The 16,015-nt window shown below is 45.6% G+C and carries 12 protein-coding genes; all 12 read left to right on the top strand.

The window, feature by feature from the left end:
* Entirely contained in the window at positions 1-1,095 is a 1,095-nt protein-coding gene (locus NFR62_RS01670) for a CinA family protein (RefSeq protein WP_251612720.1), read from the top strand.
* A 59-nt stretch (positions 1,096-1,154) separates the two neighbouring features.
* Positions 1,155-2,204, top strand: a complete 1,050-nt coding sequence (recA, locus tag NFR62_RS01665) for a recombinase RecA (protein WP_251613491.1) — start codon at positions 1,155-1,157, stop codon at positions 2,202-2,204.
* Between the two features lie 198 nt (positions 2,205-2,402).
* Positions 2,403-4,016 carry a ribonuclease Y gene (gene rny / locus NFR62_RS01660; RefSeq protein ID WP_275556871.1) on the top strand — a complete coding sequence of 538 codons (1,614 nt, stop codon included), beginning with the start codon at positions 2,403-2,405 and terminating at the stop codon, positions 4,014-4,016.
* Between the two features lie 177 nt (positions 4,017-4,193).
* The gene (locus tag NFR62_RS01655; protein WP_251612717.1) at positions 4,194-4,904 is read left to right on the top strand and encodes a DUF421 domain-containing protein; all 711 of its coding nucleotides are present in this window, start codon (positions 4,194-4,196) and stop codon (positions 4,902-4,904) included.
* A gap of 117 nt (positions 4,905-5,021) precedes the next feature.
* Positions 5,022-5,495 carry a SpoVA/SpoVAEb family sporulation membrane protein gene (locus tag NFR62_RS01650; protein WP_251612715.1) on the top strand — a complete coding sequence of 158 codons (474 nt, stop codon included), beginning with the start codon at positions 5,022-5,024 and terminating at the stop codon, positions 5,493-5,495.
* Positions 5,495-6,571 carry a stage V sporulation protein AD gene (gene spoVAD, locus NFR62_RS01645; protein WP_251612712.1) on the top strand — a complete coding sequence of 359 codons (1,077 nt, stop codon included), beginning with the start codon at positions 5,495-5,497 and terminating at the stop codon, positions 6,569-6,571. The genes NFR62_RS01650 and spoVAD overlap by 1 nt, the downstream gene beginning before the upstream one ends.
* A gap of 2 nt (positions 6,572-6,573) precedes the next feature.
* Complete coding sequence (locus NFR62_RS01640) at positions 6,574-6,948, top strand: SpoVA/SpoVAEb family sporulation membrane protein (protein ID WP_251612709.1); 375 nt, start codon at positions 6,574-6,576, stop codon at positions 6,946-6,948.
* 66 nt (positions 6,949-7,014) lie between these two features.
* The gene (yunB, locus tag NFR62_RS01635; RefSeq protein WP_251612706.1) at positions 7,015-7,686 is read left to right on the top strand and encodes a sporulation protein YunB; all 672 of its coding nucleotides are present in this window, start codon (positions 7,015-7,017) and stop codon (positions 7,684-7,686) included.
* A gap of 329 nt (positions 7,687-8,015) precedes the next feature.
* Complete coding sequence (gene pheS / locus NFR62_RS01630) at positions 8,016-9,038, top strand: phenylalanine--tRNA ligase subunit alpha (RefSeq protein ID WP_251612703.1); 1,023 nt, start codon at positions 8,016-8,018, stop codon at positions 9,036-9,038.
* A gap of 16 nt (positions 9,039-9,054) precedes the next feature.
* Positions 9,055-11,436, top strand: a complete 2,382-nt coding sequence (gene pheT / locus NFR62_RS01625) for a phenylalanine--tRNA ligase subunit beta (RefSeq protein WP_251612701.1) — start codon at positions 9,055-9,057, stop codon at positions 11,434-11,436.
* Between the two features lie 7 nt (positions 11,437-11,443).
* Entirely contained in the window at positions 11,444-13,618 is a 2,175-nt protein-coding gene (locus tag NFR62_RS01620; RefSeq protein ID WP_251612698.1) for a U32 family peptidase, read from the top strand.
* A gap of 4 nt (positions 13,619-13,622) precedes the next feature.
* Positions 13,623-15,989, top strand: coding sequence for an endonuclease MutS2 (locus NFR62_RS01615; RefSeq protein WP_251612685.1), 2,367 nt, complete (start codon positions 13,623-13,625; stop codon positions 15,987-15,989).
* Positions 15,990-16,015: the final 26 nt, after the last annotated feature.

The raw sequence follows: 16,015 nt of genomic DNA, 5'->3' as shown, positions 1-16,015 counted from the left end.
ATGGATATAGGCATACTACAACTCGGCGGAGGCGAATGTATATCCGACGGAAACTCGCCCGATATAAACCGCGTTTCGCGCAAGCTTTGCAAGCACGGATATTTTGTTAAGATGAGCGTGTTTTTAGCCGACTGCGAAAAAACAACCGACACCTTCGAGTTTTTAACAGCCCGCTGCGATGCTGTTTTGATTTGCGGAAATACGGACGCCTTTCGCAATGCGATTGCCGAAAAATACGAATCGGCTAATTCTCTCGAAATATTTGTTATAGACGACACGCCTTGCGCGGTTTCCAAAAGTTGCGACAATAGCTTTATTTCAAACACGCTTATTCCAATGCTTAACAGCAAATGCAAAACGTTCTACACTTCGAGCATTTTTAAAACGTTTGGAAAAACGGAAGAACAGCTACGTTACATACTCGGAAATTTTATCAAGAACCGTAACAAAATCGTTTTTAAATTCGACACCGAATCGGACGGTTGCACAGTGAGCGTGCGCTATTCCAACAAAACGCAAAAAAACACCGTGAGCGAACTTTTAAGCGGCGTAACGGAAGCTTTAAAAGATTGCACATATTCCTACGAAGACGTAACCTTATCCGAAAAAACGGCGCAAATGCTTATTGAAAGCGGAAAAACTCTCGGGCTTGCCGAATCGTTTACAGGCGGCAATATAGCCGCGTCGCTCGTAAAAACGCCAGGCATAAGCAAATCGCTGAAAGAGGGAATTGTTTGCTATTCGAACGATGTTAAGGCTAACCGTTTGCGCGTTTCGCAAAGGGCGCTCGATAACTGCGGAGCCGTAAGCGACGAAACGGCTTATCAAATGGCGGCGAACCTTTTAATGGACGGCAATTACGATTACGTTATTGCCACTACGGGCAATGCGGGCCCCACATCGGAAAAACCGAACGAAGCGGGTTTGTGTTACATAGCGGTAGGCGACAGACATAACATAGATATTTATTGCCACACGTTCGAGGGCGACAGAACGGAAGTAATCGAAAAAGGCACTAACTGCGCGCTTTTTAAGCTGTGCAAACTTTTAAAAAGCAACGCGCATACAAATAACGCAAACACACAAAACGACTAAAAGACAAACAATAAGGAGAACATAAAATGGATAAAGGAAAACCTATAATCGATTATAACATGACAAAGGAAGAGCGAAAAAAAGCGCTCGACGCGGCAATAGCGCAAATCGAGAAGAACTACGGAAAAGGCTCTATAATGAAACTTAACGAGTCGAAAGTTACCGCTGTGGAAGTTATCCCCACAGGCTGCCTTAGCGTAGACCTTGCGCTCGGAATAGGCGGACTTCCGCGAGGACGCATTATAGAAATATACGGTCCCGAATCAAGCGGAAAAACCACGCTTTCGCTTCACGTTATCGCGCAAGCGCAAAAGCTCGGCGGCACCGTCGCTTTTATCGACGCCGAACACGCCCTCGACCCCGTTTATGCACGCAATTTAGGAATAGACACCGATAGCCTTTATATTTCGCAACCGGATAACGGCGAACAGGGGCTCGATATTGCCGAAGCTCTTGTGCGTAGCGGCGGCGTAGACGTGGTTGTTGTAGACTCGGTTGCGGCGCTCACCCCCAAAGCCGAAATAGACGGCGAAATGGGCGACAGTCAAATCGGCTTGCAAGCAAGACTTATGTCTAAGGCGCTCAGAATTTTGGCGTCGGTTTGCAATAAATCGAAAACGTGCATTATATTTATAAACCAACTGCGCGAAAAAGTTGGCGTAATGTTCGGTAATCCCGAAGTTACTCCGGGCGGCAAAGCGCTTAAATTCTACGCAAGCATACGTCTTGATGTACGCCGCGTAGAGGGTGTGAAAGAAGGAAGCGAAGTTGTCGGCAACCACACCAAAGTTAAAGTTGTTAAAAATAAGCTTGCTCCTCCGTTCAAAACAGCCGAATTCGATATTATTTTCGGAAAAGGAATTTCCCGCGAAAGCTGTATCGTAGACTTGGGTCTTGAACACAAGCTGTTTACCAAAAGCGGTTCGTGGTTCAGCTACAACGGCGAACGCATTTGTCAGGGTAGAGCCGCGCTTATGAACATGCTTGCTTCAAAACCCGAAATGGCAGACGAAATAGAAGCCGCAATTAAAAAGATTACGGAAGAGAAGAACAAAACTCAAGACGGGCAAGCGCCCGACGACGCAAAAGCCGAAGAGAGCGAAGAATAAAAAACGCTTTATATTAGCCGCACAATTCAAGCGGTTGCGCGGATTACTTGACTTTTGTTACCATATGTTGTAATATAAGAGTCGGACAAGTTTCGCTGCGTTTGCAGCGGAAAAAAGTCCGTCCGTATATTAAATCATCGACGCGAACACGATGAACACTATACTTTATAATAAAAATACTGAAAGGAGGTTAAAAAAATGTTACGGAATTTATTATTTTGCGCGTCAACGTCAACAATTTTGGCGATAGTGTTGCCGATAGTTGCGCTGATTGCGGGCGTAGCGGGCGGCATAATCGTAAGCATGGTTATGCAAAAGAAAAAGCTCGGCGACGCGAAGCAGTCGGCAAACAAGATAATCGAAGAAGCGTACAACAAAGCGAAAGAAGTTCAATCACAAGCTAAAAACTCGCAAAAAGAAGCTATTTTGGAAGCTAAAGAAGAAATCCAACAGCTTAAAGCCGAGTTAGACCGCGAGCTTAAAGAACGCCGCAACGAAGTTCAAAGAAGCGAGCAACGCATATCGCAACGCGAAGATGCTCTCGAAAAAAAGGAAGACGCCCTCGAAAAGAAACTCGAAGCGGTGGAAAAAACAAAAGCGTCTATCGCCGAAAAAGAAAGCCGCATAGACGCGAAAAAAGCGGAAATCGATTCCGCGCACGAACGTATGCTCGGCGAAATCGAAAAAGTATCTCAACTTACGCGCGAAGAAGCGAAAGCGCAGCTCTTTAAAGAAATAGAGGAGGACGCAAAACGCGACGCGGCTAAACTCGTACGCGAAATCGAAGCCGAAGCAAAGGAAGAAGCGGAGAAAAAATCGCGCTCCATTATAGCTACCGCAGTTCAGCGTTGCGCCGTAGACCACAGCGCCGAAATCACAGTATCGGTTGTAAATCTTCCCAACGACGAAATGAAAGGGCGCATAATAGGCAGAGAGGGGCGCAATATTCGTGCGCTCGAAAACGCTACGGGGGTAGATTTGATTATAGACGACACTCCCGAAGCGGTGGTTCTTTCGGGATTCGACCCCGTAAGACGCGAAGTGGCGAGAATAACTCTCGAAAAATTGATTGCTGACGGGCGTATTCATCCCGCGCGCATAGAAGAAGTTGTTGAGAAAACCCGCAAGGAGCTCGATAATCAAATTAAAGAAACGGGCGACAACGCAACTTTCGAAGCGGGCGTATTCAATCTTCATCCCGACCTTGTGCGCCTTTTGGGCAGGTTGAAATACCGCACAAGCTACGGGCAAAACGTTCTTAAACATTCGCTCGAAGTATCTTATCTTGCGGGGCTTATGGCTGCCGAATTAGGTGCCGACGTTAAGTTGGCCAAGCGTGCCGGACTTTTGCACGACATAGGAAAAGCCGTAGACCACGAAGTTGAGGGCACGCACATAACCATAGGCGCTGACCTTGCCAAAAAGTATAAAGAAAGCAAAGAAGTAATTCACTGTATTGCGGCTCACCACAACGATATAGAGCCTCAAACGGTGGAAGCTATTTTGGTTCAATGCGCCGACGCAATAAGCGGAGCAAGACCGGGCGCGCGCAGAGAATCGCTCGACAATTATGTAAAACGTCTTGAAAAGCTCGAAGAAATAGCCAACAGCTTTAACGGCGTTGAAAAATCGTTTGCAATTCAGGCAGGACGTGAAGTTCGCATCATAGTTAAGCCCGAAGTGGTAAACGACAACGCAACCGTTTTTATGGCTAAAGACATCGCCAAAAAAATAGAGAGCGAGATGGAATATCCGGGTCAAATCAAAGTGAACGTTATTCGTGAAATGCGTAGCGTGGAATACGCGAAATAAACACAACTCGCAGTATATTAAAAAAGATACTAACCGTTCGGCAAAACGCCGAACGGTTTTTCTTTACACCTATAAACTCAATGTTCGGTTTTCAAGTTAGCCCATTTAGAGTCGCGCATAAAAAAATCATAAAACACACAAAACTATAACGAATAAAAATTCTTCGGAGGCTACTGTTTGAATATTTATCTTGAAATTATTTTAAGAACACTGTTCACGATTATAGTTCTGCTCATTTTAACCAAAATCGACGGTGCAAAACAAATATCGCAACTTAGCTTCTTCGACTACGTTATAGGCATAACGGCGGGAAGCGTTGCGGCGGTAATGTGCGTAGAACCCGACTTGCCGCTTTGGGCAAGCGCAATATCTTTGGCAATGTTTATGCTCAGCGGCGCTCTGTTTTCTTTTCTTTCGCAAAAAAGCATATTGTGCCGCCGCTTTTTAGAAGGAAATCCCATATTCGTAATCGCAAAGGGCGAAATCCTTTATAAAGGACTTAAAAAAGCGAGGTTTTCAGTAAACGACCTTATGCGCGAACTCAGAAGTCAGGGATATTTCGATATTACGGAAATCAATTATGCCATACTCGAAACCAACGGCAACGTTTCCGTTATGCCCAAAGCGCTCGCACGTCCTGCAACAAACGAAGACGAGGGCAACGAAGTGCAAGACGACAGCGTTCGCGCCGACGTTATTATAGACGGCAAAATTCTTAAAGGCAACTTAAAGGCTTTCGGCAAAAACGAGCAATGGCTTACAACAACGTTACACACGCAGGGAATCGCGCACATTAAAGACGTTGCGCTTGCGTCGCTCGACTCCGACGACAACCTTTCGGCATATCTCAAAAACGATACCGAAGTGGCAAGGTCGGTGTTTCAGTAAACGCAAGCAAATAATTTGAGAGAGGCAATAACAATATGAAACATGGCATTACCGAATTTTCGGACTTAAAAAATTGTAACGAAAAAGAAACGGTTATAGCAATAAAGGAGATAAAAAATGAACGCTGTCGCTAATCCCATAGAAAAACGTAACGAACGCTACGGAAAATACGTTGATTCCGTAACACCGAAATCCGGAACCGTAAAGTCGTTGTGGAATTCTTTTTGGATAGGCGGCATCACATGCTGTATAGCTCAAGGAGTGGGCGACATTTACGCGTTGATTTTTCCGAATTTTTCGGAAGATATGATTGTTAATATCACGTCTATGACGATAATTACAATCGCAATTCTATTTACGGGACTCGGCTTTTACGACGTAATTGCCAGAAAAGGCGGCGCAGGATGCTTTTTGCCCATTACGGGCTTTGCTAACGCCATATCCAGCGCTTCTATGGAATTTAAATCGGAAGGCTTGATTTTGGGAACAAGCGTTAAAATGTTTTCGGTTGTAGGTCCCGTAGTGGTGAACGGCATTGTGTGGTCTACGGTGGCGGGCATACTTAATTTGCTCATACTCGGGAGGTTATAATGCAAGGTACGACAATTCACAAAGGCACTAATTGCAATTTCACAGCCACGCCGCAAACGCTTAAAAAGAGCGTTCAAAAAGAAGCGAAAAGCACTCTGTTCTTTTCAACTCCCATACACATAGTTTCGGCAAACGCGGTTGTAGGGAACAAAGAAGCGCAAGGCCCTTTAAAAAGATATTTCAGAAGAACGAAAGAAGACATAAAAATGGGCGAAAAAAACTTCGAGAGAGCCGAAATTCTCATGTTCGACGAAGCTGTGCGCGCGTCTCTTAACGAAGCGCGGCCGCTTGTGGGCGACGCTCAACTTTTAATATCGGGCGACCTTTTAAATCAAATGACAACTTCGAGCTATGTTGCGCGCAATCTCGATTTGCCCCATTTGGGCGTTTACAGCGCGTGTTCGACATACACCGAAGCGCTTTCGATAGGTTCCGTTATGCTTGACGGCGGATATTTCGACACTGTGGCATGCGCAACGGTAAGCCATTTTGCCACAGCCGAACGTCAGTTCCGTTATCCGCTCGAATACGGTTGCCAACGCCCGCCTTACGCGCAATGGACGGTTACGGCGGCAGGCTGCTGCGTAATATCCACAAAAGGCAACGGTCCCGTTATAAAATCGGCAACGCTCGGAAAGGTAATCGATTTCGGGCAAAACGATTTGTCTAACATGGGCGCAGCTATGGCTCCCGCAGCTTTATCCACACTAACCACGCTTTTTAAAGAAACGCAAACCTCGCCCGAAGATTACGATTTGATTTTAACCGGCGATTTGGGAAAACTCGGCTCGGATATTTTGCGCGACCTCATGCGCGAGGAAGGCTATTATCTCGGACAACAGTATTCCGATTGCGGCTGTCTTGTTTACAGCGTAGACCAAAACTGCTATCAAGGCGGAAGCGGCGCAGGATGCAGCGCGTCGGTAATAAACGAATTCGTATTGCCGCGAATGCTTGCGGGCGACTATAAAAAAGTGGCGTATTTGGCAACGGGAGCTCTTATGAGCACTCAAAGCTGCTATCAAGGCGAAACGATTCCGTGCGTAAGTCACGGCATAGTTATAGAGAGGGAATAAATATGAGCATCTTAAACGGAATTTTTACCTACGCGAAAGTTTTCGCAATCGGCGGGCTTATGTGTTCGCTCGCGCAACTACTCATAATAAAAACCAAACTGACACCCGCAAGAATACTCGTAATCTTTCTTTTGGCGGGAGTCGCGCTCGAAGGTTTCGGTATATATAAACCTATAAACGAATTCGCGCAAGCGGGAATAAGCGTTCCCATTATCGGCTTCGGCGCATCGCTCGCTCGCGGTTCCATAGAAATGGCGCGACAAGTAGGGTTTATAGGCGCGTTCGCAGGCGGACTCGTTCGCACGGCGTTCGGCGTGGGAGTGGCAGTTGTGGCAAGCTATGCCGTAACTTTAATATTCTCACCCCGTTCAAAATAAACTAATTTTTATACCCGAAAAAAATTTTTGTGTGTCGTTACACCGCAAGCCGCATATATATAATGTATGGCAAGGTGTCCGTACTACAAAAAAAGACGAAAGAAGAGAAAAAAGCGCATTTTACTTTTAACTCTTCTTTTTCTTATAGCGGCGATATACGCTTTCACAGCTATATTTATCCGACCTGTTATTCGCACGGTGTCGAGAGAAGCGATAAAATCGCTAACCGTCGATATCGTGAACGTGTCGGTTGCCGAAGTTATGAATTCCAACCCCGCGTTTTTACAACTAACGGAAGTTATTAAAGACAACGCGGGGAATATCGCTCTCATTCAAACCAATTCGGCGGCGGTAAACATGCTTGCGCGAAATGTAACCGAAAACGCTCAAAACAACTTGAATTCAATAGGCGACAGCGGCGTTAAAATTCCGTTAGGTTCGTTATCCGGCATTTCGTTTTTGGCGGGACGCGGACCCGACATAAATATTAAAGCCGTTCAAGTAGGAAACATAGACACTGACTTTTCTTCTCAGTTCTTACCCGCAGGCATAAACCAAACGATACATAAATTTTTTATAGACGTAACGGCTTCGGTGAATATAATAATTCCCGGAGCCGAAAATAAGGTGACTACCGTAACCAAAGTTTTAATAGGGGAAAGCATAATAATAGGTAAGGTGCCCGACGTATATTTCGGAAACCAAGCCTCCGACCTTTTGTTTAATCTCGTGCCTTAACGTATTATTGCCCAACTTGCCGAAAATGAATTGACAATTTCTTTCTACTGTGATACCATATTGTTAAATACGACGACTGCGGCACAAGAAAAGCGCAAACTATTTAACAGAGAGCGTTTCACGGCTGAAAAAACGCAAACGCGCCCAAAATATTCCCCGCACGAGTACGCTTGCCCAACTTGCGAATTGCAATTGTAAGCGAGCGCGGTGGCTCCGTTACAGCCGCTTTGAGGTCGAATTTTTCAATTCGACGAACTGAGGTGGTACCGCGTAGTTTTTTAACGCCCTCGGAATTATTTCCGTAGGGCTTTTATTTTTTGGAGGATAGTATGGAAGAAAGCGTTAAAATTTTAACCGACGAAAGCGAAGCGAAAATTTCGTCATGCGCAACAATTTCGGATTTAAACGACATTCGCGTGCGCGTGCTCGGAAAAAACGGCGAGCTTACCGCGCTTTTGAAAAGCATGAAAGATTTGCCGCCCGAAAAGCGTCCGCAAGCGGGTAAGATAGTAAACGCCGCGCGCGAAAAACTTGAACAAGCTATTGCCGCAAGACAAGCCGAGCTCGAACAAATAGAACTCGACAAGCGTCTGCGCGACGAAAAAATAGACATATCAATCGATATGCGCCAACCTGCATCGGGAGGGCTTCATCCTCTCACAATTATGCGAAATAGAATTACGGAATTTTTCTCGTCTCTCGGCTTTGTAATTGCCGACAGTCCTGAAATCGAAACCGACTACTATAATTTCGAAGCTCTGAATATTCCCGCCGACCATCCCGCGCGCGAAATGCAAGACACTTTTTTTATAACGGAAAATATTTTATTGCGTTCTCAAACTTCGGCAGGACAAGTCCGAATGATGGAAAAGGTAAAACCGCCCATTAAAATGCTTTCTCCCGGACGGGTATTCAGAGCCGACGAAGCGGACGCAACCCATTCGCCCGTGTTCCATCAAGTGGAAGGGCTTGTGGTGGATAAAGGAATAACCATGTGCGACCTTAAAGGTATTCTCGACTTATTCGCTCAAAAGTTTTTTGGAAAAAATACCAAAACGCGTTTTCGCCCCTCGTATTTTCCGTTCACCGAACCGAGCGTTGAAGTTGACGCTTCATGTTCGCAATGCGGCGGAAAAGGATGCCGCGTGTGCAAAGGAACGGGTTGGATAGAAATTCTCGGCGCGGGCATGGTGAACCGCAATGTGTTGCAAAACTGCGGAATAAATCCCGACGAATACACAGGATTTGCTTTCGGAGTGGGGCTTGACCGCATAACGAACATAATTTTCGGAATAAACAGTTTGAGAACGGTTTTTGAAAACGACGTGCGTTTTCTCAAACAATTTAACTAAGGGGAGGGAACCTTAAATGAAATTGCCGATAGGATGGTTGAACGATTACGTTTCGACCGAAGGAATAACGCCCGAAGAACTTGCCGATAAACTTCTTAACATAGGCTTCGAGGTGGAAGAAATAATACACACGGGCGAGGGTATCGACCGCGTAGTTACAGGCAAAATACTTAACATACAAAAACATCCCGACGCCGATAAACTTTCGGTGTGCAAAGTGGACGTAGGAAGCGAATCTTTAACGATTGTGACGGGCGCCAAAAATATTTCGGTTGGCAACACAGTGCCCGTCGCGCTCGACGGCGCAACTCTTCCGAACGGAGTTCGCATTACGGCTTCGCCTTTGCGCGGCGTTATGAGCTACGGTATGCTTTGTTCGGGTGCCGAACTCGGCGTTGACGATAACGTTATAGAAGGCGCGGAGGTCAACGGTATTTTATTGTTGCCAAATATTACTCCCGGCACAGACATAAAAGACGCGCTGAGATTAAACGAAACCGTTTTGGATATATCGGTAACGGCAAACCGCCCCGACTGCCAATGCGTATACGGGATGGCGCGAGAAATTGCGGCGATGCTCGGAAAAAAATTGAAACCGCTAAACTTAAAACATGCGAGCGTCGAATATGCGCAAACGCCGACAGTCGAAGTAAAAGACGACGCGTGCAGCAGATATACTTGCAACGTTATTTCGGACGTGAAAATAAAAAAATCGCCCGAGTGGCTCCGCGACAGACTCAGATATGTGGGAATCCGTCCTATAAACAACGTGGTTGATATAACTAACTATGTTCTTGCCGAAGTCGGACAACCGTTGCACGCTTTCGACACATCGTTTGTGTCGAAACTCGGAATAATAGTGCGAAAAGCCGAAAACGGCGAACAAATAACCGCCCTCGACGAACGCACATATACTCTTAACAATAATATGCTCGTGATTGCCGACAACGAAAAAGCTCTCGCCATAGCTGGCGTTATGGGCGGAGAATACAGCGGCATAACCGATGCGACTAGAAACGTTTTGCTTGAATCGGCAAGGTTTGCAAAAGGCAACATACGTTCAACTTCGCGAGCGCTCGGATTGCGCTCCGATTCGTCGGCGCGTTATGAAAAAGGCGTTGACTACGAAAGCGTAGACATAGGACGCGAGCGCGCTCTCGCTTTATTCAGTATGCTTAAAGCGGGAAAAGTAACTTGCGCATTTGCCGCAGAAAACCGCGTGAAACCTCAAACCAAAAAAATTAAAACTTCGGCAAAGAAAATTTCGGAATTGCTCGGCATAGAAGTTAAGCCTAACGTAGTCGCTAAAATTCTAAAAGCGCTAACGTTTAAAGTTGAAACCGGCGGCGACAACTTAACAGTCGAAGCACCGCTTTTCAGAGAAGATATAGAAAACTATACCGACCTCGCCGAAGAAGTGATACGCTTTTACGGCTACGACAATATAAAATCAACGTTTATGCCGTCGGCTAAAACTACGGCGGGGGGATTAGACACCAGACAGCGAAACATAGACTTTCTTAAATCGCTTGCATGCGGATTGGGCGCCTACGAAATATCAACATATTCTTTTATAGCTAAAAAGACTGCCGATAAGCTCAATTTACCGCAAGACAGCGTATTGCGTAAACAAATAGAACTACTCAATCCGTTAAGCGACGAATATGCCGTTATGCGCACGCAGCTTGCTTCGAGTATGCTCAACGTAGTGGCGCACAATTTCAGCAAGAAAAACAAAGATTTCCGATTGTTCGAAGTAGGAAAAACTTATATAGCGCAAGAACTGCCTTTAAAAGAACTTCCGCAAGAACACGACACTCTTTGCATGGCGTTCACAGGCGAACAAGAAAGTTTTTACACAATGAAATATGCGGTAAAAGAAATTCTTCGCAGATTCGCGGTTGCGCCTGAAAAAGTCGAATACGGAAAAAAATCGTATTACCATCCCGGCATCAGTTGCGAATATTATTTGAATGGCGCAAGTTTTTGCTCTTTCGGTAAGCTTCATCCTCTCGTAGCGAAAAACTACGGAATTTCAAACGACGTTTACATTTGCGAAATGAATTTAAACGGCTTCATCTCCCGTGAAATTCCCAACGTGAAATTCGCTCCGTTGCCTAAATATCAAACGGTGGAGCGCGACCTCGCAGTAATCGTGCGCGAAGAAGTTCCTGCGGGTGATATTATAAAAACCGCAAAAAACGCCGACCCTTTATGTGTTCACGCCGAACTGTTCGACGTTTACAGAGGAGAACAAATAGAAGCGGGGCATAAGAGCGTTGCTCTTTCGTTTACGCTCTCTTCTCCCGAAAAAACACTCGCCGAAGAAGAAATAACAACCGCCTTTAATAACGTGCTGTATTCGCTTGAACGCGAGTTTGGCGCAAAGCTTCGCTAACCGCGCTATGGAATTACTCGCGCCCGTAGGCAGTTTCGAAGCGTTGAAAGCCGCAGTCGTGTGCGGAGCGGACGCCGTGTATTTAGGAATGGAAAGATACGGCGCCAGAGCCGACGCAGGTAACTTTAACAACGAAAATCTTACGCGAGCGTTAGAGTTTGCTCATTTACGCGGCGTTAAAGTTTACGTTACCGTAAACACGTTAATTAAAGACAGCGAGTTATCCGATGCCGTGCGCGCGATAAAATACGCTCTGCAAGCGGGCGCCGACGCTTTTATAATTCAGGATTTAGGGCTTATTGCCGAACTCAACAAAAGCGTTCCCGAAGCCGTGTTGCACGCGAGCACGCAAGCGGGCATATGCAATGCTCACGGAGCCGCTTTTGTCAAACGTTTGGGGCTTTCACGCATAGTGGCTGCCAGAGAATCGATAGCCGAAGATATTGCGGCTATAAAGCGAAATACGGGGCTTGAAATAGAGTTTTTTTGTCAGGGCGCTTTGTGCGTCGCATATTCCGGAAACTGCTATTACAGTAGCTTGGTAAGTGGTTGCAGCGGCAACAGAGGCAAATGCCTTCAACTGTGCCGCAAAAAATATTCCTTTTCCAAAGAAAGCGGTTATTTTTTATCGGCAAAAGATATATGTCTTTTGGATAAAATAGAGAAACTGAAAAGTTTGGGCGTGGATTCCCTTAAAATCGAGGGGCGATTGCGCACACCAGAATACGTTGCCGAAACGGTTTCGGTCTACCGAAATGCGTTAGACGGAAAAAGAGACGCAAACGCGCTTTCACGTCTTAAAAAAGTTTTCAACAGAGGGGATTACTGCTCCGCTTACTTTATAAATCCCACCGAAAACATAATATATTCTAAAGCTCAAAACCACATAGGTTATAGAGTGGGGAGAGTGTCGGCCGTTATAGGCGGTAAAGCAAAGCTCGAAACCAACGAAAAACTCGAAAACGGAGACGGCGTAAAGTTTTTGCGCAACGGCATAGAATCGGGCGGAGGAGCAATAGACGGAAATCCTACGGGGTTTCGCGGCGACGTGAAAGCGGGCGACGAAGTGCGCTTTACGAGTTCTGCCGCTCTCAAAAAGAATGTGCTTTCGCTTGACGCGCGCATACCCGCTTCTTTAACTTTAACGCTGAAAGAGGGAAATCCCGCTGTGCTCGGTATGAACTGCAAAAACCGTTCGGTAACAGTGGAAAGCGACATAAACGCCGAAAAAGCTCAAAACAAAGCGCTCGACGAAAAAGAAGCGTATAACGCAATCGGAACTCTCGGAGGGACGGAATTTTCACTCGAAAGTCTTAACGTAGAATTATCGCCCGAAACGTTTTTTCCCGCTTCTCAAATAAAAAGCTTGCGCAAAAGCGCGGTTGAAACAATGAGAAACGACTTATTAAAATCAAACCGCAAAAAGCCCGTAAAGCGCCAAAATCTTTCTTTTCCAAAAATTGATTGGTTTGAATATTCCGAGCCTTCCGTATTTGTTCAAATACAAAGCGCCGCCGACCTAAAAAAGATAAAATTTGATTTCGATTACGTTATTCTTAATCCGTCCGATTATTCAGATAACGAACGTATTGCAAACGACTGCAATTTATTAAACGGAGAAGCTCTGCTTAATTTGCCGTTTATAATTCGAGGAAACGACGTAAAAACAATAGAAAAAATTCGCGCGCTTCCTTTTCTTGCGGTTGTGGCAAACAATATATCTCATTTGGAACTTTTCCGCGAAAAAAAGATACTCGGAGGTATCGGATTAAATCGCCTTAACCACTCGTTCTCAGGCAAATTTATAAACTCGCTCGAAGCCGATTATGAATTAGACGGAATAAGCTACGCATACGGCAAACCTCCGCTTATGCATTTCGCGCACTGCCCGCGCAAAAATCACGGCGGAAACTGCGGCGACTGCAAAGGTTACGTTATTCCTTTAACCGACGACAAAGGGGAAAAATTAGAATTCAGACGAATAAAAGAACATTACTGCTACGGAATATTAGCTCCTACGTCGCCCTTAGTGAATTTTCCCTCCGACAAAAACAAAAGTATACTTATAGACCTATCGTATGCCTCAGAAGAAGAGTTTGACGCAGTGAACAAACGCATACTCGACGGAAAACCGTATTCTTTAAAGCGCATGCGCATAAATCCGCATAGAAAACTTCAATAAAGATATGAACGAAAAACTAATAAAAGTATTGGAATTTAACGAAATACGCGAACGGCTGAGTAGGCACGCGGTTTCTGCGCGCGCAAAAAAAGAAATTCTTGCGCTGACGCCGTCGCACGACTATGCCGAAGCAAATCGCAATCTTGCGCTAACCAACGAAGCGTACATTGTTAAATATAAATATCTTGCAAGCCCGGTTTCGGAATTCGACGATATTTCCGAAATTCTCGACAAGGCGAAAGCGGGGGCGGTTTTAAGACCGGGAGAGCTGCTGAAAACCGCAACTGTGTTACGTTGCGCTCGTATTCTGAAAAACGATATTTCGGCGCTCGGAGACGACGTTGCGGGGCTGAAAGAGCTTGTCGGCCCCATTTTGCTCGACAGAAACCTCGAAACGCAAATAGGTGACGCCGTTGCAAGCGAAAACGAACTCAAAGACGACGCAAGCGAAAAACTGCGCGAACTTCGCCGCAAAATTCACGGAGCAAATGCCAAATTAAAAGAAAAACTGTCGAGCTACACTCGCAACAATAACGTTAGCAAATACTTGCAAGACAATCTGGTAACCGTTCGCACAGGGCGTTTCGTACTTCCCGTAAAATCCGAATGCCGCTCTATGGTGCCGGGCTTAATACACGACCAGTCGAGCAGCGGTTCCACCGTTTTTATAGAACCTTTTCCCGTTGTGGAACTTAACAACGAATTGCGTTACTTGCAAATGGAAGAACAACGCGAAATAGAGCGCATTTTGGCGCAACTCAGCGAATATGTTGCTCAAAGCTACGAATTGTTGTTTTTCGCATTAAACAGATGCACCGAACTCGACATAATCTTTGCAAAATGCGCATATTCGGTAAGTTTTAACGGCACAATGCCGTCGCTAAATAAAAACGGCATAATATCGTTGAAAAACGCGCGACACCCGCTTATAGCGCCCGAAAAAGTGGTTCCCGTAAGCGTTGAAGCGGGAAAAGATTACGACATGCTGGTGATTACCGGTCCTAACACGGGCGGCAAAACGGTATGCTTGAAAACAGTGGGGCTATGTTGCCTAATGGCATACAGCGGAATTATGCTACCGTGCGAAAAAGAAAGCGAAATAGCCGTTTTCGACGATATATTCTGCGACTTAGGCGACGAACAAAGCATAGAACAGTCGTTAAGCACTTTTTCCGCTCACATAGTGAACATAGTGGAAATAACAAATTCGGTCACTCCCGAAAGCTTAGTGCTTCTCGACGAGCTCGGCTCCGGAACCGACCCTGCGGAGGGAGCGGCGCTCAGCGTAGGAATAATTAAATATCTCGAACTAATAGGTTGCAAAGGCATAGTAACCACTCATTTCAACGAGCTGAAAGAATATGCTTTACTATCGAAAAAGCTTATGAACGCCTGCATGCAATTCAACGAAAAAACTCTGAAACCGACATATAAACTTATGGTGGGAATACCGGGAGTAAGCAACGCTTTAAAAATAGCGGGCACTCTCGGACTAAACGACTATATATTAAATCAAGCAAAAGACAGCATAACCGAAGAGCAGGCAAGATTCGAAACCGTACTGCGTCAGGCACAGTATACCAAAATGCAGGTTGAAAACGAAAAAGAAGCGTTAAAAACGGAACGCGAGAACTTAAACGCAGAACGCGCACAGTTGGAAACCGCACGAAAAAAAATCGAGGAAAAACAGGAAAGAATACAAAACAACGCTAAAGCCGAAACAAACCGCATAATAGGAAATATGGTTGCGAAAGCTTCGGAACTGATAGAAGAGCTCAAAGAGACAATTAAAACAGCCGACGAAGAAGCCTTGCGGAAAGCGCGCTCAATACGTTCTGCGCTCGAAAACGTGAAAAGGGAAAGCGACGAAAAAATACGCCCCGCATACCAAGCTTTTTCAGACGCTAAAGCTAAAGTAGGGCAAACGGTAGTCGTTAAATCGCTTGATTCCGACGGCGTTTTGTTGGCGCTCGCGGATAAAAAAGGACTGTACAAGGTGCGCGTAGGCAATCTGCAAGTTGCGGTTAAAGCCGACGATTTAGCGCAGCCCATTGCTTCCGACACAAAACAAACGGAAAAAGCGAAAAAACAACGGTTAGTTAAACGCGAAGTTATTCAATCGCCCGCAGAACCTTCTTCAATCGAGCTAAAGCTTTTGGGATTAACGGTTTCGGAAGCTATCGAACAACTCGAACCCGTTATTATTTCGGCGCAATCGGGCAGTATTATGCGCATAGTTCACGGCAAAGGAACGGGAGCGCTCGGAAAAGGTATTCAAGCATATTTAAAAACGCGAAGCGAAATCGCGTCGTATCGTTACGGCCGCTACGGAGAGGGCGACACAGGCGTTACAATAGCCGAAATAAAATAGTTCGGCTAAACACTTGAATTTTGCCG

It is taken from the genome of Pumilibacter muris, assembly GCF_943193045.1.
In the GTDB taxonomy this organism is placed as follows: Bacteria; Bacillota; Clostridia; order Christensenellales; family Pumilibacteraceae; genus Pumilibacter; species Pumilibacter muris.
Note: the sequence above shows the minus strand (reverse complement) of the source record. Positions and strands in the feature narration are given on the sequence as shown.

Excerpts from the sequence above, each read along its gene's own strand:
- NFR62_RS01670 (WP_251612720.1), top strand. The coding sequence starts at position 1 with ATGGATATAGGCATACTACAACTCGGCGGAGGCGAATGTATATCCGAC.
- recA (WP_251613491.1), top strand. The coding sequence starts at position 1,155 with ATGACAAAGGAAGAGCGAAAAAAAGCGCTCGACGCGGCAATAGCGCAA.
- rny (WP_275556871.1), top strand. The coding sequence starts at position 2,403 with ATGTTACGGAATTTATTATTTTGCGCGTCAACGTCAACAATTTTGGCG.
- NFR62_RS01650 (WP_251612715.1), top strand. The coding sequence starts at position 5,022 with ATGAACGCTGTCGCTAATCCCATAGAAAAACGTAACGAACGCTACGGA.
- spoVAD (WP_251612712.1), top strand. The coding sequence starts at position 5,495 with ATGCAAGGTACGACAATTCACAAAGGCACTAATTGCAATTTCACAGCC.
- NFR62_RS01640 (WP_251612709.1), top strand. The coding sequence starts at position 6,574 with ATGAGCATCTTAAACGGAATTTTTACCTACGCGAAAGTTTTCGCAATC.
- yunB (WP_251612706.1), top strand. The coding sequence starts at position 7,015 with ATGGCAAGGTGTCCGTACTACAAAAAAAGACGAAAGAAGAGAAAAAAG.
- pheS (WP_251612703.1), top strand. The coding sequence starts at position 8,016 with ATGGAAGAAAGCGTTAAAATTTTAACCGACGAAAGCGAAGCGAAAATT.
- pheT (WP_251612701.1), top strand. The coding sequence starts at position 9,055 with ATGAAATTGCCGATAGGATGGTTGAACGATTACGTTTCGACCGAAGGA.
- NFR62_RS01620 (WP_251612698.1), top strand. The coding sequence starts at position 11,444 with ATGGAATTACTCGCGCCCGTAGGCAGTTTCGAAGCGTTGAAAGCCGCA.
- NFR62_RS01615 (WP_251612685.1), top strand. The coding sequence starts at position 13,623 with ATGAACGAAAAACTAATAAAAGTATTGGAATTTAACGAAATACGCGAA.